Below are 22,155 nucleotides of genomic sequence, written 5' to 3'. Positions count from 1 at the left end.
AAAAATTCGAAAGATTTAAATGAATATATTAGATAAAATTGTAGCTAGAAAAAAAGAAGAAGTTACTGTAGCTAAAAGCCTTGCAACCTTAAGTGAATTGCAAAAAACACCTCTCTTCTCCAGAACTTGTTACAACCTGAAAGAAAGCATTTTAAATCCAGAACGTACTGGAATTATAGCTGAATATAAAAGGGCCTCTCCGTCTAAAGGATTGATCAATGGGGTAAACACTGTACAAGAAGTAGTAAAAGGCTATCAAGATGCCGGGGCTTCCGCAATTTCTGTATTAACAGATAAAGATTTCTTCCAAGGTTCTCTCGAAGATTTAACGGCGGCTCGGGAAGTCCTGGAGATTCCCTTGTTACGCAAGGAGTTTATCATCGATGAATATCAAATCGCCGAAGCTAAAGCATATGGCGCGGATATTATCCTCCTCATTGCAGCATGCTTAAAGCCCGAAGAGGTAAAAAACCTTTCTGAATATGCTAAATCTCTGGGTTTAAACGTACTCTTAGAAGTCCATAATGAAGAGGAACTAATTGCCAATACCTTCGAAAGCATTGATGCTATAGGTGTTAATAACAGAAATCTGAAGGATTTTGTAGTTTCCCTTGACCACTCATATGAACTTGTCAATAAAATCCCCAATCAGTACATCAAAGTTTCAGAAAGTGGAATCTCTGATCCAGAAACCATTAAGGACCTTAAAAAATCAGGCTTCAACGCTTTCTTGATCGGTGAAAACTTTATGAAAACAGAGAATCCAATGCAGGCAATTGCAGAATTTGTTGGTAAAATTTAAAAAAATTGATTGTCAGGCGATTGTTCTATTCCTATGTCTGATGGCTTATGTTTTTTAGTCTTAAATCTATTTTGCTACTTTTGTAAAAAATTAGCAAAATAGATGTCTGTAAAGATTGGCAAAAATATTGATTTAGGTGAGTTTCCCTTACTATTGGCTCCAATGGAAGATGTAAGTGACCCTCCATTCCGTTACGTATGTAAACAGAATGGCGTGGATATGATGTACACTGAATTTATATCTTCTGAAGGCCTTATTCGGGATGCCGCAAAATCTCGTCAAAAATTAGACATTTTTGAATATGAAAGACCTATAGGCATTCAGATCTTTGGATCTGATATTGAGCACATGCGTCAATCTGCAGAAATCTGCACGGCAGCAAACCCTGACTTAATTGACATCAATTATGGTTGTCCGGTTAAAAATGTGGCTTGTCGGGGCGCAGGAGCCAGTCTTTTGCAGGATATTGACAAAATGGTCGCAATGACCAAAGCAGTGGTTGAAGCCACTGATTTACCCGTAACAGTTAAAACCAGACTGGGATGGGATGATAACACAAAAAATGTTTACGAGGTTGCTGAACGCCTTCAAGACATTGGTATCAAAGCATTGGCAATACATGGCCGAACAAGAACTCAAATGTATAAAGGTCAAGCTGATTGGTCAATGATTAAGGATGTTAAAAGAAATCCCAGAATCAAAATTCCTATCTTCGGAAACGGTGATGTTGATTCTGTTGAAAAAGCTGCAGCTTGGCGACAAGAGTATGAAGTAGATGGTATTATGATCGGACGTGCATCCATTGGATACCCTTGGATATTTAGGGAAATAAAACATTTCTTCAATACCGGCGAACGATTGGCTGGCCCTACAGTGTCTGAACGTGTTGATGTATGTAACACCCACCTAACTAAATCAATAGAATGGAAAGGTGATAAAACCGGAATTTTTGAAATGCGAAGACACTATGCCAATTATTTTAAGGGAATTCCAAATTTCAAAGAATACAGAATGAAACTGGTGAGCCTTCAGGATGTAAAAGAAATTCAAGAGGTACTAGAAGAAATAAGATTTAATTTTGCAGAAGAAGTCGCTTAAATAAGCGACTTTATTTTGACCCGCCTCTTTTCAAAATCCTCAAAAGCGACTCCTTTTCAAAGTAGAATACTGCTCCTAAAAACAGTAGAAACAAAAGATTCCCAATCCAGAAATGTCCAAAATATGCAGCCCACGAAACTGCTAATCCAATGATAAGATAGATGCCTATCTTTTTATTTTTATACGGTATACTATAGTTCTGCTGGCCCCAAAAATAAGAAAGACCAACCATAAAGAGATAAGTAACTGTAGTGGATAATGCAGCTCCAAAATATGAAAAATGGGGTATCAAGGCAAAATTCAAGATAATTGTAATAATCGCCCCTATACCAGAAATGTAAAGGCCATATCGCGTCTGATCTGACAACTTATACCAAACAGAAAGATTCATATAGATCCCCAGCAATACATAATTGAACAACAACATCGGAACCAGGATTAGTCCTGACCAATACTTTTCGTTGATAAAATGCTTCAGCCAATCTAAATTCGCACATAGGCCAATCATCACCATGATCATAGCAATCACAAAGTATTCCATGATGACTGCATATGTCTTACGGGCATTCTCATTCTTAGAATACGAAAAGAAAAATGGCTCCGCTCCCAATCGAAATGCGGTGACAAACAGATTTAAAAATACAGCAATTTTCGCAACCCCTCCATATATTCCTGTATCATAATCTCCTTTTTCCCCAGGCAATAATCTTGGAATTAATACTTTATCCAAGTTCTCATTAATGATAAAGGAGATATTTGCAATTAAAATCGGAAATGAATAAGATAGCATGTCTTTTACCAATTTGGAATCCACTTTAAACCGGAAACTCAAAATCTGTGGCAATAACAGGAACAAGGTTAGAATACTGGCAATTGCATTCGAAATGAATACATTCCCCAGCCATCCTTCTCTGAACCACCCTGAACATAATGAACGGATAAACTCTGAACCCTTCATTAATTCGGGCAACCAAACCAATAGGAATAAGTTAGCAAAAATGAAAACTAAAACATTGATCAATTTTATAGCTCCATATTTTATGGGTCTACCCTCCGCCCTTAGCTTAGCGAATGGAACTACGGCTATAGCATCTGCCGCGAGAATCAGTCCAAAATACTTCACATATTCAACATAGTCTTGAACATTGACCCCTTCGTTTAACCAAATGGCGATGGGTTCCGTAAATGTAAAAATGCTGATAAGGAATAATGCTGCTGTAACCAAGGTGACGAGAAAACTGCTGTCGAATACACGCTGCTTATCGCCTTCTACTTTTTGAAGGTATCTAAAATACGTGGTCTCCATCCCGAATGCCAATACAGCATTGACCATGGATGAATAAGAAAAAAGACTGGTGAAAACCCCGTAAACAGATGGTATAAACTTGGAAGTAAAAAATGGAGTCAACACGAAGTTGAGCATCCGTGAAATTATAGTCGAAAGACCATAAATCATCGTATCACTTACAAATTTCTTAACTACGGACACGATTATTTGATTTTTTTGATGACCTCAAAATTCCGAAATCCTTTTAGATCGTCGGACTCTTCATAATGAACTTCAGAAACTTCTGCCCCTTCAGGTCCCTCCTGACAGAATTCCAACAAGGATTCAAGACCAAATTTATCCCCTTCGGCTTCAATAAATACAGACTCGTCAGCCATATTCATAACATATCCTTTCACACCTAACTGATCAGCTACTGCCTTGGTGGATGCCCTAAAAAATACTCCTTGGACCTTGCCTGTTACCCTGATATTCCAATGCTTCATGAATACAAAGGTATAAGAAGAAATAGAATTAGAAACTATCTAATTCTCCTTACCTTAACTTTTGGATTAAGTTTGAACGTGTCCATTCCCTCCAACAACACCAACCCTGGTTTTTTACCAACCTCAAGTGAACCCAATTCCTGTTCAAAATTCAATGCCTTTGCTCCATTGATAGTTGCCCATTTAATCGTTTCATTGAAATCCAGTTCTGGGTATACTTGGTGAATAACTTTCAACTCCTCCAAAATATCCAAGGTATCATTTGAGGCTAAACTATCTGTCCCAATGATGATTTCATGACCTCCTAACAAGAAATTGTCAATTTTTGGAATACGACCTTCAATATATAAATTAGCTTTTGGACAAAAGCAGATATAAACGGATCTTCCCATACGATCAACAAAATCTAAATCCTTCATTGAAGTATATGTATTATGAACTAATATTAGTCTGTTTTTTGAAGGGATATAAGGTAGAAATGATTGCAAGGAATTTCTGGCTTGTGCCCTAAAATCATCCATTACTAAATCCATTTTCTTAAAGAATTCTAAAAATTCACCACTTTTGTATCTAAAAAGCTTGTTCTCTTCATCACTTTCTTGATTATGGATACTGAAGATATTATCCTCACTGACAGCCTTTTTCAAAGCCTTGAACAGGTACTTAGAAACAGAATAAGGTGCATGTGGTGTAATGGATGAATGTTTATAATCAAAATGAAACTCGATTTCCTTTGCATTATCAATATTGGTAATGACATCCTCTTTTTTCATGGCCATTACCTCAACAAAGGTGTGATACTTGATCAAACTATTTTCTTTAATTTTAGCCGACACTACAGTATTCACATGATCTCCAACTGCCTGAATTCCCTTCTCATACATCTTCTTATCCGCGTCTAACATCGCCTCTTCCAATGATGCATTATGATTTCCTCTTTCATTCATGACAGAAGACAGAAACGATGGCAAGCCAATATTTCTAGGAACTATCCCTAACAGATTTGAAAGTTCAAGGTGACAGTGGGAATTAATAAATCCAGGAATTAGGGCTCCTTTAAATTGCTCTACAAGGCTTTCATCGATTTCACCCGGGTTATAAACCCCCTTAACAAGACCATCGTCATCCATTGCAACAACACCTTTTTTAATAGCTGGTCCTGTAACAGGAAATACAACATCGGCAGCATAATACTTCATAAGAAAAAAATATTTCCGTTTTTTTTAAGTTAGCGTAAATTGCCTTTAATGGCATTGCAGGCAATTTACAAAAAAATACAATGAGTTTAACTAATAAAATAATAATTACGAATTTTTTACAATAATATATAAATTTTGTTTTATTTATCCAAAATGATAGCTTTGTCCTATCAATTAGGGGTGCCTTGTTTATGAACACAAATAAAGGCTGAGATTATACCCTGTGTTTCAACGTATTATACGAAACACGCACCTGACCTGGATAATGCCAGCGTAGGGAAAGGGCGGTTAAATAGAACTTGGTGTGACCCCTTGCAACAAGAAAGTTTAACTCATTAAAACAATTTTTTTATTATGTTTAACAAGCTTTGGGCAATTTTAGCCTTATGTTTGCTCGTATCTGTGAGCTTCGCTCAAGAAAACTTCACTGTGAGGGTTTTAGACAAGTCTGGAGCCCCTGCAATCGCAGCAACAGTATCTATTGACAAACAGTCAAAATCAACTGATCAACACGGAATCGCCGTTTTTGAAGATTTAAAATCACAATTCTATAACTTAAAAATTTCTTTTATTGGTTATAAATCCGAGATATTAAGAATTAATCCGTCGAATCAAGCTATTTTTTCCATAAAATTAAAAGATCAGGTTTACGAATTTGAAGAACTCTACGTCTCCGCAACACGTGCTAAAGAAAATTCAGCAACCACTTTTAAGACGCTCGACAAAGAACAAATTCAACAAAAAAACCTCGGCCAAGATATTCCTTACCTTCTAGACCAAACTCCAGGAGTCGTTATTGGATCCGATGCGGGCGCTGGAATTGGATATACCAATTTGACAATCCGTGGATCTGACAATGAAAGAATAAATGTTACCCTAAATGGAATACCCCTTAACAACCCTGAAAGTATGGGCTCATTCTTCGTAAATCTTCCAGATTTTGCTTCTAGCACAGAAAGTATACAGATTCAACGTGGAATCGGGACTTCTACAAACGGACCCGCAGCTTTTGGTGCTTCCCTAAACATTCAAACGGATGCTCTTGAAACCAAACCTTATCTTGAATTAAATAATGCTTTCGGATCATATAATTCCTGGAAAAACACGATTAAGGCTGGTACCGGATTAATAAACAACAAATACGCTTTCAATGCTCGTGCTTCTAGAATCAGTTCTGACGGATATGTTGACCGGGCTTTCTCTAACCTGAAATCATTCTATGTGGACGGTGGACTATATACCGATAAACATACCTTAAAAGCTACTGTATTCTCTGGCAAGGAAAAAACTTATCAAGCATGGTATGGATTGGCTGAACCTTTGTTTACAGGAAATAAAGCACGAATTGAAGAATATGCTGATAATCTTTGGCTTGAAGGTGCTGAACGCGAAAGATTCCTCAACGGTAACCGTCGCTATAACTATTATACATACGATAATCAAACGGACAATTACACCCAAACCCATGCCCATCTAAATTATTCTTATAGGCCTTCCACTCAATTGACCTTCAATTCTGCCCTACACTATACGCGAGGTGCTGGATATTATGAAGAGTTTAAGCCAATGAGCGATTTGAATGACTATGGTATTGACCCAATAAAGGTTAATGGTGAGACGATTGAAAATACAGATTTGGTTCGAAGAAGATGGTTGGATAACCATTTCTATGGTATCACCTATTCCTTATTATACAAACCTTCCAGCAGTTTAAACTTCACTTTTGGAGGTTCATATAATCAATATAAAGGTGACCATTATGGTGAGGCTGTCTGGGCAGACCAAGTCCCAGAAAGTGCGTTAGGAAAAAAATACTATTTCGGTCATGCCAACAAGAATGACTTTAATTTCTTTGCTAAGGCAGACTATAGAGTAGATAAATTCCTTTTTAATCTAGATCTACAATATCGTAACATAGTCTATAATGGTAAAGGTGATGATGAAGATATTAAGAACTACAGCTTTGATGACACACATAATTTCTTCAATCCAAAAGCTGGCATTACCTATTTCCTTGATGAAAATTCAAACTTCTATGGTTCCTACGCATTTGCAAGCAAGGAGCCTACTAGAAATGATTATGTAGAGAATCCAATGGGCACTGTACCTCGTCCAGAAAAAATGCAGGATATTGAAGCAGGATATCGTTTCAGATCCGAAACTTTCAATATTGGTGCAAATGTTTACGCTATGCTGTACAAGGATCAATTAATTCCAACAGGGGAAATTAACAATGTGGGAGCTGCTGTCCGTATTAATGTCGACAACAGTTACCGAACTGGGTTTGAATTAGACGGAAGCTGGAAAATTCATTCAAAATTTATCTGGTCAGCAACCGCAGCATTGAGCCAAAATAAAATCAAGAATTTTGAAGAACAGATTCCAATTTATGATGACGACTTCAATGTTGTTGATCATGAATTAATTGTACATAAATCATCCAATATTGCTAAGTCTCCAAATATTGTCCTATCAAATAATTTCACTTATAAACCAATTGAGGCATTATCCTTTAGATTTTTAAGCAAGTATATATCCAGGATTTACCTAGATAATACTTCAGAAAAAAATCGAAGCATAGCACCTTCATTTGTTAATAATGTTCAGGCAGTTTACAGCTTCTCAGCATTTGGAATAAGGAAAATCGATTTGAATTTGATGGTCAACAACATTTTCAACGAGAAATATGCTACATCAGGTTATACCTATAGTTCGATAATGCAGTCTGTAGGTAAGCGGGATTATTTCAATTTTTATTACCCTCAAGCAGAAACCAACGCAATGTTGGGACTAAACATTAGATTTTAAGTAGACATAAGACAGTAGACATAAGATTTTTTTAAGGGGTGATTTTTTGGGGATTTTTTTGCGGCGTGCCGCAAAAAAATCCCCAAAAAACCGCCCCTTCTGCCCCACGTTACGCTTGTTCATTCTTCATCGCAAGATGAAGAAACTATTTTTAAGAAGAGACAAGGAGAATTTTGACATAAGGCATAAGAGCCGAGATATATAAATCTGATAATCCCGTAGGGATAAACATGCCACTCCTACGGTGTTTGTTTTTTTATTTACTTTTTTTCTATAGCTATGCCATGCCGATGGCATTGAAAAAACCAATTGATTTTGCCAAAATCAATTATACTTAATACTTTTAATCCCATGCGAGCAGTAATTCAACGTGTAACCCACGCCTCATGTACAGTAGACCAACAGATAACAGGAAAAATTAACCAGGGGCTCCTTGTTCTCCTAGGCGTCGAAGAAGAAGATACCAAGGAAGACCTGCAATGGCTGGCACAAAAATTAGTTAACCTACGCATTTTCTCCGATGAACAAGGCTTAATGAATAAATCCGTGCAGGACCTAGACGGAAATATCCTTCTAATATCCCAATTCACTTTATTTGCACAAACAAAAAAAGGCAACAGACCTTCCTTTATCCGTGCAGGAAAACCCGACAAAGCAAAACCTATGTACGAAGAAATGGGAAAATACCTAACCGAATTATTAGGCAAAGAAGTCCAAATGGGCGTTTTTGGAGGGGACATGAAAATCGACCTACTCAATGACGGACCAGTTACCATTATCATGAACACAAAAGACAGGGATAACCATTAACCATCAAAACAATGACAATTAAAGAAGCACAAGAAATAGTAGACCAATGGATCACAACCACCGGAGTTCGTTACTTTAACGAATTGACCAATACCGCCATGTTAATGGAAGAAGTAGGCGAGGTCGCCAGAATCATGGCAAGAAAATATGGCGAACAATCTTTTAAGAAATCAGATGAAGAAGTTAATCTAGCCGATGAAATGGCAGATGTCCTTTTTGTTTTAATCTGTTTAGCTAATCAAACAGGCATTGACCTCACAACAGCGCTGGAAAAAAACCTCGATAAAAAAAATATGCGCGACAGCAACAGACACAAAAACAACGAAAAACTAAAATAATACTTAGGAATAAACTCCTAAACCACCCCTCTACACATTATCAATTATCAAACATCAAAACTTTCCAAAAAAATCTCAATGCGCTAACAACTATACAAATTATCCCACCAAATCGGCTCTTATTGTCTTATTGTCTATTGTCTAACTACTAACTACTAAATACTAACTACTAATTACTAAATACTACCTCCGCATACAACGGCAAATGGTCAGAGGCATATTCTTCCTTGATTACTTTATATTCTTTCCATTTAAATTTCTTGTTTTTCAATACCATGATATAATCGATTTCATTTTTGGTATTTACATTTGGAGACGTTGGTTGGTTACTTGAGGTATTTCTAACAAAATATTTTTCAAGAATTTCAATAGGCTTAGAGTTGGGGGTTGCATTTAAGTCTCCGACAAGGATCAGAGGCTTACTATAAAGCTCTCCCAGTTCATTGATAAATTCTGCTTGAGCGATCCTATTTTCTTCCTTCAGGTCAAGGTGTGTATTCGCCAGGGAAATTGTTTTTCCATCAGGAAGTTCAACGTCTACAATCGCCAAGGAACGATTCTCACTTTCAACCGGCATAGGTAGATCATACCTCCTTTTTCCAACTATTTTATGCTTACTTAGGATTACAGTACCATAATAACCCTTTTCTAAGTCGATGCCTTTAGAAAAGAAGTAATCCATTCCTGTCAGTTCAGCTAGTTTCTCAGCTTGATTCATCATTTCAGAACGTGAAACATTGATATCAACCTCTTGAATGCCAACAATGTCCGCCTTGGAATCATTAATCACCTTTGCTATAGCTTCAATGTCAATTTTATTGGCAGCAGATGGTGGATTGGCATGATGAATATTATAGGTCAAGATTTTTACAGTCTGTGATTTTAGTTGAATGCTTACAAAAAGCATTAGGAAAAGGCTTAGAAAACGCATAATTAAATTTTTATTGAAGTTAATATAATTCATCAAATATTACCAATTTATTATCTTAGCCGCATGAAAAAACCTAATTTGATCTATTTATTCATAATCGTCTTCTTCCTGGGCTCCTGTTCAGTGAATCAAAAGACTGCTGACCTGCAAACTGAGTTTGCAAATGGTGCGGTTGTGACGGCTCACCCATTAGCTTCAGAGGTGGGGGTAGAAATATTAAAAAAGGGCGGTAATGCAGTTGATGCAGCTATTGCTGTAAAATTTGCATTGGCAGTAGTTTACCCAAATGCGGGAAACCTTGGTGGCGGTGGATTCATGGTTTACCGTGCTAAAGATGGGCAGATTTCGTCCTTAGATTTCCGCGAAAAAGCTCCTTCTAAAGCTTTCAAAGACATGTACCTTGATCAAAACGGAAACCCAATAACTGACTTAAGTCTTTATGGACAATTAGCCGCTGGTGTTCCGGGATCCGTAGGAGGAATGGATGAAGCATTCAAAAAATATGGCTCTCTTCCTTGGAAGGACTTATTGCAGCCTGCAATTGATCTTGCATCGAAAGGATTTGCCCTTACAAAACAGCAAGCCGGTGAATTCAACCGTTATCAAGAAAGATTTAAAAAATTTAACCCCAATGGTGCCGCTATTATTCGTGATGCCGAATGGAAAGAAGGCGACAATTTCGTACAATCAGAATTGGCTGAAACATTAAAGCGTATCGCTGAACTAGGACGTGATGGATTTTACAAAGGCAAAACTGCCGAATTCATCGTTGCCGAAATGAAAAGAGGCAACGGAATCATCAGCCTTAAGGATTTGGAAGATTACCAGGCCGCTTGGAGAGATCCGATTGTTGGCATGTATAAAAATCACAAAATCATTTCCATGCCGCCGCCTTCCAGTGGTGGAGTTGCTCTTATGGCCTTGTTGCAATCTGTAGAAAACTATCCCTTGAAAAAATGGGGATTTCAAAGCGACAGCACAGTTCGCGCGATGGTCGAAGCAGAACGTAGAGTGTATGCTGATCGTGCAACACACTTAGGCGATCCTGATTTTTATCGTGTGCCGGTAGCCAATCTTACAGACGCTAAATTCAATCAAGAACGTATGTCTAAAGTTAGCTTAGAAAAAGCTACCCCAAGTGATGATGTAAAGGCTTCCAAATTCCCTGGATATGAATCTGAGCAGACTACCCACTATAGCATTGTTGACAAAGAAGGCAATGCAGTTTCTTTAACAACAACCATTAATGGTTCTTATGGATCATTGGTATGGGTTGATGGGGCTGGTTTCCTATTGAATAATGAAATGGATGATTTCTCCGTGAAACCTGGATCTCCAAATATGTATGGTTTATTGGGTGGAAAAGCAAACTCTGTTGAACCAGGAAAACGTATGTTAAGCGCAATGACGCCAACAATCGTCGAAGAGGACGGAAAATTAAAAATGGTTGTAGGAACTCCTGGAGGCTCTACCATTATAACATCTGTATTCCAAACAATCCTGAATGTCCTGGAATTTGATATGACAGCACAAGAATCCGTTTCCGCTGCCCGTTTCCATCACCAATGGAAACCTGACGTAGTCGATGCTGAAGAAGGTGCTATCGATGAAAAAACCCGCCAAAGCCTCAGCGAGGACGGATATAAAATCAACGAAAGAAGCCCTATTGGCCGTGTAGAAAATATCGTCATCCTCAAAAATGGCAAACTCCAAACCGGAGCTGACCACCGCGGTGACGACAGAGCCGTGGGATATTAAGGTAGTATTTAGTAGAAAGTATTTAGTATTTAGATTTTTGTATAGTCAGAAAAAACATACAAGCATCTAAATACTAATTACTAAAGACTCAACTAATGCCCCCCAACATCATCCAACTTTCCTTTAAATACCCGGAATTGTATGATAAAATAGATGACTACCAGAAGAAAGGCAATGACAAACCAGTTAAATCCAACGGAAAGTCCATATTCATGAGCAGCCACATTGTAAATTGTTAAGGATGGGTTAACAGAATTTGTGGATGGTAGTACATTCGGAAAAAGTGATGCAACTGTTGTTGCAAAGCTGCCAAGTATAAATAAAGTGGAAAATAAAAATCCCATACCATCCTTTTTAAACTTCTTGATCCAAAATTGTCCAATTAGTCCAATTCCAGCAATTAATGGAAAAATCCATAACCAAGCGTGACCTATTAGATTATTCAGCGGAAATGGCTTGACATACTGCCATAAGGCTGCCGTCCCAATTACCAATAAGACCAATGCAATATTTAATTTGAAAATAATACCCTTTAGTCTTCGGTTAAGGTCTGTAGATGTTTTAAGGATAATCCAATTCGAACCATGAATGGTCAATGTAATCACCGAAACCACTCCTAAAAGAATAGTAAACCAATCAATAATGCCATGTACCTCTGCCAATGGATCCAATGTAGGGTTCCATAACTGTAAGAAGAAATATTGAGGTTCTTGGGTAGACAATCCATTTTCGACCATCCCTAAATTCACACCACGCACTACATTACCCAGTGCCGCTCCAAAGAAAATTGCCAAAAACAAACTTGCAATTCCAAAAGCCTTTTCCCAAAATTTTTCCCATAGGCGGTTATGGATCTGTCCCCTCAGTTCCAGTCCAATTGCCCTAAATATCAAAAACCAGAGCACCATCATCAAGGGAAGATAAAAGCCACTGAATGCAGATGCATATAGCGTAGGGAATGCAAAAAACAAAACCCCTCCCGAAGCAATTAACCAAACTTCATTTGCATCCCAAAATGGTCCAATCGAATTCCGTATTGCTGCTCGCTCATCATCTGTCTTTGCAAACAGCAAGTGCACGATTCCTGCCCCAAAATCATATCCGTCTAGAACCACATACATGCCTAACATAAATACCAAAATGATATACCAGAACATTTCCATAACCTATGATTTTAGTGCTAAATTAGTTTCAGGACCCTTTCTGATTATCTTTAATACCAGCATCAGAAATAATAAGCCCAATAAGATATACAATCCAACAAATCCTAACAAAGTAAATAATGTATTCCCCGAAGAAACTGTGGGAGATACTCCGTCTACCATCCGCATCAGATTAAAAACTAACCAGGGCTGTCTACCCAATTCTGCAGTATACCATCCTGCAGTATTCGCGATATAGGGAAACGGAATCATAAACATTAAAATCCATAAGATCCATTTAGTTTGATATAATTTTTTGCGCCATAGCAAAAACGCAGCAATAACCATAACCCCAATAAATATCGTTCCTAGGCCAGCCATTATGTGATAGCTATAATATAGACCGGGAACATTCGTAGGATGTATATCTTCGTCAAATTCATTCAACCCTTTAATAGTTGCATGCCACCTTTGGTAAGTAAGAAAACTCAGTACATTGGGAACGGCAATTTTGTTGTCCAACTTTTTATTTTCCATGTCTGGCTGACCTATCAAAATAATTTCAGACCCCCCTTTTTCAGTTTCGAAAATCCCCTCCATGGCAGCAAATGTTGCAGGCTGATGTTTTACGACATTCTTTGCCAACATATCTCCAGTTGGAAAAGCAACAGCAATAGAGGCTATTAATCCAAAGACAATTCCTGTTTTTAGAAAAACTTGTCCGTATTCACGATGTATGTTGCTGAGTAGATAGAAAGCTCCTACAGCTGATACAAAAAAGGCAGATGTAACCAATGAACCAGCTTGATTATGCAAATAAGATGGCAATAACCACGGATTTGTAAATAGTGCTGAAAAATTATTAAGGACAAACTTTCCGTTTTCCAGTATTTCGTATCCTACAGGATGCTGCATCCATGAATGTGTGGCTAATATTAGATATCCAGATGCCCAAGAACCTATAAAAACCAAAAGCCCAGATAAGAAATGCAGCTTATGACCAAGTAATTTCTCACCAAAGATAAACATCCCCAAAAATGATGATTCCAAAAAGAAAGAAAACATGCCTTCCATGGCTAAGGTTTGTCCTATGATGCCGCCTGTCAATTCAGAAAATTTTGCCCAATTCGTACCAAATTGGAACTCCATAGGTATACCGGTAACAACACCCATTGCAAAATTTAAAGCAAAGATCTTCATCCAAAACTTGGAGGCATCATTATAAAGGATATTATTGGTCCGAAGGAATTTCCACTTAAAATAAACGATCATCAGGGATAAACCCATTGTAAGTTGTGGAAAGAGGTAATGAAAGGTAATCGTGAATGCAAATTGAAGCCGATTATAGAGAATCATATCTTCCATAAGAAAAGTTAGTTTGTGGTTGAAACTTTCCTTAAATTTAATTTATTAATACTGAAAATCAAACAAATAAAGTGAATACTATTCCTCTTTGTATTTATCTCCAATCTGTTTATTGGCCTTCGCGCCTAGGGTTTTTAATTGCTCAATCTTCCGGATGACATTGCCAGAACCGGAACTCAATTTCTTCATCGCATCCTCATGCTTCTCTGAAGCTTTTTGAATAATGGATTGTAATTGATCCATATCTTGTAAAAAGCCTACGAATTTATCATATAATAGACCTGCCTCTTTAGCAATTTCCAGCACATTTCTATTCTGCCGTTCTTGTTTCCAAACACTTGCAATTGTCCTCAATGTTGCCAATAATGTAGATGGACTCACAATGACAACCCGACGGTCCCAAGCATCACTAAATAGTTCTGGTTTATGGTTTACAGCTAAACTAAGTGAAGATTCAATTGGAATAAATAATAAGACAAAATCTGGGGAATGTATCCCGTATAATGCATGGTAATCCTTCGCTGATAAATCTCGAACATGATTTTCTATAGATTGTACATGTTGTTTTACAAAAATCAATCTATCTTCATCTGTATCGGCATTTACAGCTCGTTCATAAGCCACCAACGATAGTTTTGCATCCACTATCAAATGTTTTTCATCTGGCAAATAGATGATGGCATCTGGCTGGAACCGCTTTCCATCAATCTCCTGTACCGAAGCCTGAAGCTTATATTCTTGATCCTTCAATAGACCCGAACGCTCCAATACCCTTTCCAAAATCACCTCGCCCCAATTTCCCTGTTTTTTATTATCTCCCTTTAAGGCCTTGGCAAGATTATTCGCCTCATCTTTAATTTGGATGCTCTGCTGCATTAACTGTTCAACAACTCCCTTCAAAACATGACGTTCTGCAGATTCCTGTTGATAGGACTTCTCAACTTTCTCTTCAAAAATCTTGATTTTTTCCTTTAATGGTTCTAAAACTTGAGAAAGATTCTGCTGGTTCAGTTGGGTGAATTTACTGGATTTCTCCTCCAGAATCTTATTTGCTAAAACCTGAAATTCGTTATTGAACTGAAATTTCATCTGTTCTATTTCAGTTTTTTGATCAGCAAATTTCTCCTGCTGTGCTTGTAGATATGCATTTGTACCATCAAGGCTACGTTCAACACTTTGCCTAACTTGAACTTCATCTTTGAGCTCTTTCAACAAACGTTCCCGTTCTGATACCAGCAACTTTTCGCGTTCCTGAACCTTCGCAAATTCAACCTGCAGATCCTTGACTAGGTCTTGAGACCTGTTATGCTCCTCACGCGAAACAGACCTGGCATTACGCCAAATCAGATATCCGCATATAAGCACTAATAATATTAATGAAATTGGATAGATAACTTCCATTTTCAGGATCCCTTCTGAAATTATTAATTACTGTAATTTTTGATGAGTTTTCCACCATAAATCCGGCATATCCCCAGATACAGCCAATTGGTAATCCTCATACCGGCATGGGACCAGGTAAAACCTTTCATTGACAGATTTCGAACCAAAATAAGGAACTTGCATCCACCAACGGTCAGACTTCTTACTCTTTACAAAAACCAACTCATAATCGTCTGCTTCTAAAGTCGTACGATAAATAATATAATTCGATTTTGGATACATGGGAGCATCCTTTTTCCGACTGTAAAAACCGTCAATGAAACACCATATCATTTGTGCAATTAACATTCCCGTCTGACCCATGGGATCAAAGGTTGGGTTATATTCATAAATCCCAAAGGAACTGCACTTATCTGACATCCCCGCATATCTCGCTAATTGACATGCTTCGTCACCATATAAACCATTGGGGCCTGCATTTGCATTCCCACAGGCTTCTGATGCCCGAACTGCTCCGATATCAAAGCTTACCATGTCTGCCGCCCTAACGATCGGCTCTGCTTGATCAAGTTTGCCTGAAAAACTACCCAAACGCATCGCATTAAAAAATAGCTTATCATACATATTGATCGATTCCTTACTTACTAAATATGTTTGATACCCAATATTACTGAGATTGAATAAATAATCTGGTTGATGTAATATCAGATGGTTAAGGTAAGTCTGAGAATTTAATGGCATATCCTCGGCATTTTCTTGGTCCAAATCAAACCTTGAATCGATTACCGCAACATCAACACGCTGCTCCAAATTCTCATAAGCCGTATATTGTGCATACGTAAGATCCTGGCCTCCGCCAATCAAAATGGGTATGATCCCCTTCTTCATCAGCTCCTCCATGACCAATTTCACAGCAACGTATGTATCTCTTACAGTGGATCCGGCCTTAATATTTCCTAAATCAGCAATTTTAACCGAATAATCTCCTTGATAAAGGTCATATAGATGTTTCCTGACCATATCCGGACCCTTTTGTGTCCCGTTATTATTGACAGCAGACCTACCCTCCTCAACCCCAAATATTGCAAGCTGCGGGTAATTACCTTCCTCCTCCCAATCTGGAAATCGGTCCGTATATTTTTCAATCGATTTTCCGAATTGTGAATTGTAATAGTCTGCAGGAAGACCTAGTTCTTTCGGGGAGATGGGTGATAAAAAATCTGCTAATGTCATATTGATTGTCTAATTCCTCAATTTTTCTTGAGATTATCCTCTTGTATTTAGCAAATATGCATTTATTAACTTACTTTTGAACTACATAATTTTTCAACAATAAGTTAGGAAGTGATTTTAGTAACTGGCGGAACAGGTTTTTTAGGGTCTACATTATTGCAATATCTCATTGATGATGGGCAAAGTGTGATTGCGCTAAAAAGATCATCATCTATAATTCCTGAACAGCTCCGCTCTTCATCTCTCATCCAATGGGTTGATGCTGAAATCACTGATTTTTTCATTCTTGAGGACATAATTCCTAAAGTAGATCAGATTTATCACTGCGCTGCTAAAGTTTCCTATCAAAAAGAAGATGCAGCAGAAATAATCCATACAAATGTTGAAGGCACTAAACATATCGTTAACCTTTGCCTAGATCATAACAAAAGATTGCTTCATGTCAGTTCTATCGCTGCTTTGGGATTCAATAAAAAAGGACTGCCTGTTAATGAAAATGATAAATGGGAATATAATCCTAAGATTTCTAAATACTCCCTTGCAAAGTATGAAAGTGAAATGGAGGTGTGGCGTGGAATTGCAGAAGGTCTCGATGCTGTAATCGTCAATCCATCCGTAATTATGGGATTGGGATGGGGGGAAAAAGGATCTCGTGCTATTTTCAACCTGGTAAACAAAGGCAATAAAATTTATCCAGAAGGTTCCGTAGGTATTGTGGATGTAAGTGACGTAGCCAAGATTATGATCTTGTTAATGAATAGTGATATTACGGCCGAACGATTTATCTTAAATTCAGAAAACATTAGCAATCAGGAATTGCTGACGAAAATAAGTGTGTTGATGAAGAAGCCGGCACCAAACATTAAAGCTACTCCTAAACTATTATCTTTAGCATGGAGATTGGCGAAAGTTTCTTCCTTTTTTAATGGTAAGAAACCCGCTATTACGAAAGAATCAGCAAGGGCAGCAAACAGCAAATTACAGTACGATAATTCCAAAATTAAGGAAAAACTAGGCTATACCTTCAAGCCTTTAGATCAAACCCTAAAGGAAGTTTGTGAAGCCTATTATTTATAGTCACAATCTAAACTTACATAAACAGTGAAAAACTATTACATCATAGACTTCGACAGTACATTTACACAGGTCGAAGCCCTAGACGAATTAGCAAGAATTTCTTTAGAGAATCATCCTGACCAAGAAAAAATCTATAAAGAAATTGAAAGATTTACCAATTTGGCAATGGAAGGAAAGATTTCTTTCCGCGAAAGCTTAGCTGGTCGTGTTAACCTTTTGCAGGCAAACCGCGATCATTTAGACAAGTTGATTGCTCATCTAAAAAAGAAGGTCTCCAAATCATTCAGTAGAAATAAAGAATTTTTTAGGGAACATTCTGAAACAGCATGGATTGTTTCTGGTGGTTTTAAAGAATTTATTACTCCGGTTGTTAGCCCCTACCATATCAAAAAAGAAAATATCTATGCCAACACCTTTAAATTTGATAAAGAAGGAAATATTATTGGCTATGATGAAGAAAATCCTCTTTCTGACGAAGGCGGTAAAGTTAAACTATTAAAACAACTGAACATTAATGGTAGAATCTTTGGAATTGGTGACGGATACTCCGATTTCCAATTGAAAGAATCTGGATTGATTGAGAAGTTCTATGCTTTTACGGAAAATATATCAAGACAATCCGTTACCGATAAAGCTGATCACATTGCTCCAAGTTTTGATGAATTCCTTTATGTCAATGACCTTCCCAGAGCCATCTCCTATCCGAAAAACAGAATCCTTTGCCTGATCGTTGGTGAGGTACCTGAAATTGCTGCACATATTCTGAAAAGAGATGGATTTTCAATTCGCGTAAAAGAAACCCTCGAAGAAAAATATGTCAAGGATGTTGGAATGCTATTGCTTGGACCTGGTGAAAAAATTGAAGATGATGTACTGGCAAGAGCCGATAAATTGAAAACGATTGGTTATTTGGGCGATGTAAAAGGACATTTGTCCAAAATGATCTGTAATGAAAAGGGCATCGTGGTATTCGATGATAAAAAGAACAAAAAAAGAAATGCTGAATATATTCCTAGGAGAATGGCTGACTTTATCAATAATGGAGATACAGCTCAAAGTAGGAATTTCCCGAACTTAACCCTACCAAACTTAACAAGGGCACATCGGTTATTGCATATCCACAAAAATGTTCCCGGAATCATGGCTCAGATCAATAATATCTATGCAGAAAACAACATCAATATCTTTTCCCAATTTTTAATGACACGGGGAGAAATCGGCTATGCTGTTACCGATATTGACGCTGCTTACGACAAACAAATGCTCAAGCAGTTAAAACAAGTGGACAATACAATAAAATTCAGGATTCTATATAAATAGAGTAAAGAAAGTTTGTGTCTAAAAAGCATGGATAAACTAATGTTTTGGTTTCTAGCCAAAACTTGATGCCTTAAATAGCATTATAGGGAGTAAATAACGAAAATTGCTTATTCTGCTTTTTAGACAAACTTTCTTTTATTTTCAGAACAACCATCAACTTGGATGGTTACATCCCATATCTCCTTATAATCAAAGTACAATTCGATGCTGTTTGAACAGCAATGCTGCATTGTTTACTATTTAAACGACCTATATTTTATTAAAGTATATTTTTATAGCCAATTTTTCTAACAAAGAACACGAACATGCTATTAAAGAAAAAAAGTTTTCCCCGGGGTAAACACAGTTGAGATTGGAACATCCCATGCTCTGATATCTTTAATTTCAGCAATCGGTTCAAAATAGGAAATTCCTGCCCGAATAACTTCAGGTCTACATGATGCAAAGAATCGATCATAGAACCCTTTTCCATACCCCACTCGATTTCCTAATACATCAAAAGCCAATAAAGGTGCTAATACTAAATCTATTACCTTAGCTTCCACTTCTTCTGCAGCAATTGGTTCAGGGATACCCCATGGATTACAAATTAATTCCGTATGCGGATCATAGATATAGTGCTTAAGTAGATGAGTCTGAAAGTCCGATTTCGAAATCACGATTTTAATATCGGGGTAATGGGTCCAAATCCATTTTATAAATATCGAAGTGTCAAATTCTTTAAATTTTGCAATCGCCAAATAGCAGTGTAGGTATTGAATATCCGACCAATCAAATTGCTTTAACTCTTCAAAAATTAAAATATCCTTAGCCTTGACCTGTGACTCTGAGAGATTGTTTCTCTTTAATTTGTATTCAGCTCTTATTTCTGCTTTGTTCATTTGAATTGAATTCCAGTAGATTGTTATTATTCACTAAAAATAAAACAAATTCCATAAAAAACGGCCTTGAAGCTTGGGAGCTAACAAGACCGAATAATCAACCTAAACCTAATATTTTATTTTACACGTTCCATGTAGTCTCCAGTACGGGTATCTACTTTAACGCGATCTCCCTGATTAATGAATAAGGGAACACGGATTTCAACTCCGGTTTCTACCGTTGCATTCTTTAATGCGTTAGTTGAAGTATCGCCTTTAACCGCTGGTTCTGTGTATGTAATTTCCAATTCTACACTTGCTGGTGCCTGTGCCATAATTGCCTCTTCACTCTCAAAAGCAACAATAACATTCATTCCTTCTTTCAAGAAACGTGCTGTATCTCCAAACAAGCCTTTTGGAATATTGAATTGTTCGTATGATTCGTTATCCATAACCACGAAAAATTCTCCATCCTCATATAAATATTGATAGTCATTCGTCTCAACTCGAGCAATTTCTACCTCTTCATCTGTTCTGAATCTATATTCTACTAACTTTCCAGTTTTAACATTACGCATTCTTGCTTGATAGAATGCACGTAAGTTTCCAGGTGTACGGTGAATATATTCCTCAACCGATACTAATTCCCCATTGAAACGAAGTATATTTCCACTTTTAACGTCTGAAGCTTTTGCCATAATTATTCTAAATTTCTTCCGCAAAAATATAAAAAACTTTCAGGAATCCTCAAGATTCTCCAACAATCATGAAAGTTCTTACTATTCCTTAACAATTGATTAGCAATATAAAAAACACCGAATTCACCTTATTTATAATCCATAATTTGTAAATACGCATTACAAAAAGAATATTCATGCTCTTGGTTTGATCCTACAATCAAAATCCTTTCACTTTTCGTCTGATCCAACAGGTCTAAATACCACTTTTCGCCATCTTTATCAAGATTACTTGTTGGCTCATCTAGAAATAACAACTTACTTTCAGAACAACATGCAAGCAATAATTTTACCCGCTGCCTCATCCCTGAAGAAAAATGCCTGATTTCTTTTTGAAAGGTACTCTTTGTAAACCCCAAAATCTCCTGCAACCTTGACATATCAAACCCTGGCAAATAAGTCTTAAACTTAAAGTGAAAATCGATCATCTCCTGCAGGGTAAACTCCTCGATTAACTCAACATAAGGTGCAGCAAGGCTTGCTCCTTTAAAAACGTGCTCAATCTCAATATCCCTCCCTGCATCTGTAAACGACATCTTCCCCTCGCTGGGTGTTAATGATCCTGTCAATACCTTGATTAAAGTGGATTTCCCCGATCCATTTGGACCTAAGATAGCATAGCTGTTTCCAAAAGAAAAGGTATAATCGAGATGTCTAAAAATCCATTCTCTATTATACCTCCTACCTATATCTTGTAAAGTTATATTCAAATAGTAGTTCAATTAATGGTTATAAACTTTTTCCCTGTCCAAATCCTTTAACGACTCCTCGGTTGGATGCTCTTACGAATCCCAGAATTTCATCTCTTAATTCTGTCGCCTCAAATTCAGCCTCAACAATATCCAAAGCTTTACCTAAGTTACTGTGCTGAACGAACAATACACGGTAAATATTTTGAATTTCATTGATTTGCTCATTCGTATAACCTCTTCTCCTTAAACCTACCGAGTTGATGCCGGCATAGGAGATTGGTTCTCTCGCAGCTTTAATATACGGAGGAACGTCTTTTCTCACTAATGTACCACCAGTTACAAATGCATGTGAACCGATCTTACAAAACTGATGTACAGCAACCATACCAGCTAATACAACGTAGTCGCCAACTGTGATATGCCCCGCCAATGTACTCGAGTTCGAAAATATGCAGTTATCACCAATGATACAGTCATGTGCGATATGACTATATGCTTGAATTAAGCAATTCTTACCGATAACAGTACGATATCTATCTTTAGTTCCTCTGTTGATGGTTACACATTCACGGATTGTGGTATTGTCACCAATTTCCGCTGTTGTGATCTCACCTTCAAATTTTAAGTCCTGAGGTTCTCCTGAAATTACAGCTCCTGGAAAAATTTTACAGTTTTTCCCAATTCTCGCGCCATTCATAATGGTCACGTTTGAACCTATCCAAGTACCTTCTCCAATTTCAACGTCCTTATGAATCGTTGAAAATGGCTCTATGACCACATTCTGTGCAATCTTTGCTTCAGGATGTATATATGATAATGGTTGAATCAT

Annotated in this window: 20 protein-coding genes; 8 read left to right on the top strand and 12 right to left on the bottom strand. The window is 37.3% G+C overall.

Annotated features, from left to right (window positions below):
* The first annotated feature begins 19 nt into the window (after window positions 1–19).
* Together trpC and dusB are read left to right on the top strand one after the other, a co-directional pair.
* Complete coding sequence (gene trpC, locus E0Y80_RS02515; protein WP_156305825.1) at window positions 20–802, top strand: indole-3-glycerol phosphate synthase TrpC; 783 nt, start codon at window positions 20–22, stop codon at window positions 800–802.
* Window positions 803–904: 102 nt separating this feature from the next.
* Entirely contained in the window at window positions 905–1,900 is a 996-nt protein-coding gene (gene dusB, locus E0Y80_RS02510) for a tRNA dihydrouridine synthase DusB (protein ID WP_156305824.1), read from the top strand.
* A 10-nt stretch (window positions 1,901–1,910) separates the two neighbouring features.
* On the opposite strand, the gene E0Y80_RS02505 is transcribed toward dusB, so the two are convergent.
* From E0Y80_RS02505 to E0Y80_RS02495, 3 genes are read right to left on the bottom strand one after another with little or no spacing between them, the layout of a single operon-like run.
* Window positions 1,911–3,389 (bottom strand): lipopolysaccharide biosynthesis protein, encoded by a 1,479-nt coding sequence (locus E0Y80_RS02505; protein WP_231595891.1) that lies wholly within the window; start codon window positions 3,387–3,389, stop codon window positions 1,911–1,913.
* A 2-nt stretch (window positions 3,390–3,391) separates the two neighbouring features.
* Window positions 3,392–3,673, bottom strand: a complete 282-nt coding sequence (locus E0Y80_RS02500; protein ID WP_156305823.1) for an acylphosphatase — start codon at window positions 3,671–3,673, stop codon at window positions 3,392–3,394.
* Between the two features lie 35 nt (window positions 3,674–3,708).
* Window positions 3,709–4,872 (bottom strand): amidohydrolase family protein, encoded by a 1,164-nt coding sequence (locus E0Y80_RS02495; protein ID WP_156305822.1) that lies wholly within the window; start codon window positions 4,870–4,872, stop codon window positions 3,709–3,711.
* A 354-nt stretch (window positions 4,873–5,226) separates the two neighbouring features.
* Here E0Y80_RS02495 and E0Y80_RS02490 point away from each other — a divergent pair, with 354 nt between their 5' ends.
* From E0Y80_RS02490 to E0Y80_RS02480, 3 genes are all read left to right on the top strand, one after another.
* The gene (locus E0Y80_RS02490) at window positions 5,227–7,680 is read left to right on the top strand and encodes a TonB-dependent receptor (RefSeq protein ID WP_156305821.1); all 2,454 of its coding nucleotides are present in this window, start codon (window positions 5,227–5,229) and stop codon (window positions 7,678–7,680) included.
* Window positions 7,681–8,031: 351 nt separating this feature from the next.
* Complete coding sequence (dtd, locus tag E0Y80_RS02485; RefSeq protein WP_156305820.1) at window positions 8,032–8,490, top strand: D-aminoacyl-tRNA deacylase; 459 nt, start codon at window positions 8,032–8,034, stop codon at window positions 8,488–8,490.
* A gap of 11 nt (window positions 8,491–8,501) precedes the next feature.
* On the top strand, window positions 8,502–8,828 hold the full coding sequence (locus tag E0Y80_RS02480; protein ID WP_156305819.1) for a nucleotide pyrophosphohydrolase: 327 nt from the start codon (window positions 8,502–8,504) through the stop codon (window positions 8,826–8,828).
* A 169-nt stretch (window positions 8,829–8,997) separates the two neighbouring features.
* Here E0Y80_RS02480 and E0Y80_RS02475 read toward each other — a convergent pair whose 3' ends face one another.
* Complete coding sequence (locus E0Y80_RS02475; protein WP_156305818.1) at window positions 8,998–9,759, bottom strand: endonuclease/exonuclease/phosphatase family protein; 762 nt, start codon at window positions 9,757–9,759, stop codon at window positions 8,998–9,000.
* Window positions 9,760–9,822: 63 nt separating this feature from the next.
* Between E0Y80_RS02475 and ggt the strand changes: the two genes are divergently transcribed.
* Window positions 9,823–11,517 (top strand): gamma-glutamyltransferase, encoded by a 1,695-nt coding sequence (gene ggt, locus E0Y80_RS02470; protein WP_156305817.1) that lies wholly within the window; start codon window positions 9,823–9,825, stop codon window positions 11,515–11,517.
* A gap of 92 nt (window positions 11,518–11,609) precedes the next feature.
* Here the strand turns inward: ggt and cydB are convergent, their stop codons facing one another.
* The 4 genes from cydB to E0Y80_RS02450 form a co-directional block, all read right to left on the bottom strand.
* Window positions 11,610–12,680, bottom strand: a complete 1,071-nt coding sequence (gene cydB / locus E0Y80_RS02465; RefSeq protein WP_156305816.1) for a cytochrome d ubiquinol oxidase subunit II — start codon at window positions 12,678–12,680, stop codon at window positions 11,610–11,612.
* A gap of 3 nt (window positions 12,681–12,683) precedes the next feature.
* Window positions 12,684–14,024: a cytochrome ubiquinol oxidase subunit I gene (locus E0Y80_RS02460; RefSeq protein WP_156305815.1), complete on the bottom strand. Its 1,341-nt coding sequence runs from the start codon at window positions 14,022–14,024 to the stop codon at window positions 12,684–12,686.
* Between the two features lie 78 nt (window positions 14,025–14,102).
* Window positions 14,103–15,425 carry a DNA recombination protein RmuC gene (locus E0Y80_RS02455; RefSeq protein ID WP_156305814.1) on the bottom strand — a complete coding sequence of 441 codons (1,323 nt, stop codon included), beginning with the start codon at window positions 15,423–15,425 and terminating at the stop codon, window positions 14,103–14,105.
* A gap of 27 nt (window positions 15,426–15,452) precedes the next feature.
* On the bottom strand, window positions 15,453–16,640 hold the full coding sequence (locus E0Y80_RS02450; protein WP_156305813.1) for a formimidoylglutamase: 1,188 nt from the start codon (window positions 16,638–16,640) through the stop codon (window positions 15,453–15,455).
* A 111-nt stretch (window positions 16,641–16,751) separates the two neighbouring features.
* Here E0Y80_RS02450 and E0Y80_RS02445 point away from each other — a divergent pair, with 111 nt between their 5' ends.
* On the top strand, window positions 16,752–17,717 hold the full coding sequence (locus E0Y80_RS02445) for an NAD-dependent epimerase/dehydratase family protein (RefSeq protein ID WP_156305812.1): 966 nt from the start codon (window positions 16,752–16,754) through the stop codon (window positions 17,715–17,717).
* A gap of 24 nt (window positions 17,718–17,741) precedes the next feature.
* Window positions 17,742–19,037, top strand: a complete 1,296-nt coding sequence (locus tag E0Y80_RS02440; RefSeq protein ID WP_156305811.1) for an HAD-IB family phosphatase — start codon at window positions 17,742–17,744, stop codon at window positions 19,035–19,037.
* A 311-nt stretch (window positions 19,038–19,348) separates the two neighbouring features.
* Here E0Y80_RS02440 and E0Y80_RS02435 read toward each other — a convergent pair whose 3' ends face one another.
* From E0Y80_RS02435 to lpxA, 4 genes are all read right to left on the bottom strand, one after another.
* On the bottom strand, window positions 19,349–19,918 hold the full coding sequence (locus E0Y80_RS02435; protein ID WP_156305810.1) for a 5-formyltetrahydrofolate cyclo-ligase: 570 nt from the start codon (window positions 19,916–19,918) through the stop codon (window positions 19,349–19,351).
* 116 nt (window positions 19,919–20,034) lie between these two features.
* Entirely contained in the window at window positions 20,035–20,595 is a 561-nt protein-coding gene (gene efp, locus E0Y80_RS02430) for an elongation factor P (RefSeq protein ID WP_156305809.1), read from the bottom strand.
* A gap of 128 nt (window positions 20,596–20,723) precedes the next feature.
* Complete coding sequence (locus E0Y80_RS02425; protein ID WP_156305808.1) at window positions 20,724–21,344, bottom strand: ABC transporter ATP-binding protein; 621 nt, start codon at window positions 21,342–21,344, stop codon at window positions 20,724–20,726.
* 19 nt (window positions 21,345–21,363) lie between these two features.
* Window positions 21,364–22,155, bottom strand: a complete 792-nt coding sequence (gene lpxA / locus E0Y80_RS02420) for an acyl-ACP--UDP-N-acetylglucosamine O-acyltransferase (RefSeq protein WP_156305807.1) — start codon at window positions 22,153–22,155, stop codon at window positions 21,364–21,366.

It is taken from the genome of Sphingobacterium endophyticum (genome assembly GCF_009733535.1).
GTDB lineage: Bacteria > Bacteroidota > Bacteroidia > Sphingobacteriales > Sphingobacteriaceae > Sphingobacterium > Sphingobacterium endophyticum.
Note: the sequence above shows the minus strand (reverse complement) of the source record. Positions and strands in the feature narration are given on the sequence as shown.

What these genes read in the sequence shown, in the direction of transcription:
- E0Y80_RS02500 (WP_156305823.1), bottom strand. Translation starts at nt 3,673, where the DNA reads ATGAAGCATTGGAATATCAGGGTAACAGGCAAGGTCCAAGGAGTATTT.
- lpxA (WP_156305807.1), bottom strand. Translation starts at nt 22,155, where the DNA reads ATGATTCAACCATTATCATATATACATCCTGAAGCAAAGATTGCACAG.
- E0Y80_RS02490 (WP_156305821.1), top strand. Translation starts at nt 5,227, where the DNA reads ATGTTTAACAAGCTTTGGGCAATTTTAGCCTTATGTTTGCTCGTATCT.
- E0Y80_RS02455 (WP_156305814.1), bottom strand. Translation starts at nt 15,425, where the DNA reads ATGGAAGTTATCTATCCAATTTCATTAATATTATTAGTGCTTATATGC.
- dusB (WP_156305824.1), top strand. Translation starts at nt 905, where the DNA reads ATGTCTGTAAAGATTGGCAAAAATATTGATTTAGGTGAGTTTCCCTTA.
- dtd (WP_156305820.1), top strand. Translation starts at nt 8,032, where the DNA reads ATGCGAGCAGTAATTCAACGTGTAACCCACGCCTCATGTACAGTAGAC.
- E0Y80_RS02475 (WP_156305818.1), bottom strand. Translation starts at nt 9,759, where the DNA reads ATGCGTTTTCTAAGCCTTTTCCTAATGCTTTTTGTAAGCATTCAACTA.
- cydB (WP_156305816.1), bottom strand. Translation starts at nt 12,680, where the DNA reads ATGGAAATGTTCTGGTATATCATTTTGGTATTTATGTTAGGCATGTAT.
- E0Y80_RS02480 (WP_156305819.1), top strand. Translation starts at nt 8,502, where the DNA reads ATGACAATTAAAGAAGCACAAGAAATAGTAGACCAATGGATCACAACC.
- E0Y80_RS02495 (WP_156305822.1), bottom strand. Translation starts at nt 4,872, where the DNA reads ATGAAGTATTATGCTGCCGATGTTGTATTTCCTGTTACAGGACCAGCT.
- E0Y80_RS02450 (WP_156305813.1), bottom strand. Translation starts at nt 16,640, where the DNA reads ATGACATTAGCAGATTTTTTATCACCCATCTCCCCGAAAGAACTAGGT.
- trpC (WP_156305825.1), top strand. Translation starts at nt 20, where the DNA reads ATGAATATATTAGATAAAATTGTAGCTAGAAAAAAAGAAGAAGTTACT.
- E0Y80_RS02435 (WP_156305810.1), bottom strand. Translation starts at nt 19,918, where the DNA reads ATGAACAAAGCAGAAATAAGAGCTGAATACAAATTAAAGAGAAACAAT.
- ggt (WP_156305817.1), top strand. Translation starts at nt 9,823, where the DNA reads ATGAAAAAACCTAATTTGATCTATTTATTCATAATCGTCTTCTTCCTG.
- E0Y80_RS02460 (WP_156305815.1), bottom strand. Translation starts at nt 14,024, where the DNA reads ATGGAAGATATGATTCTCTATAATCGGCTTCAATTTGCATTCACGATT.
- efp (WP_156305809.1), bottom strand. Translation starts at nt 20,595, where the DNA reads ATGGCAAAAGCTTCAGACGTTAAAAGTGGAAATATACTTCGTTTCAAT.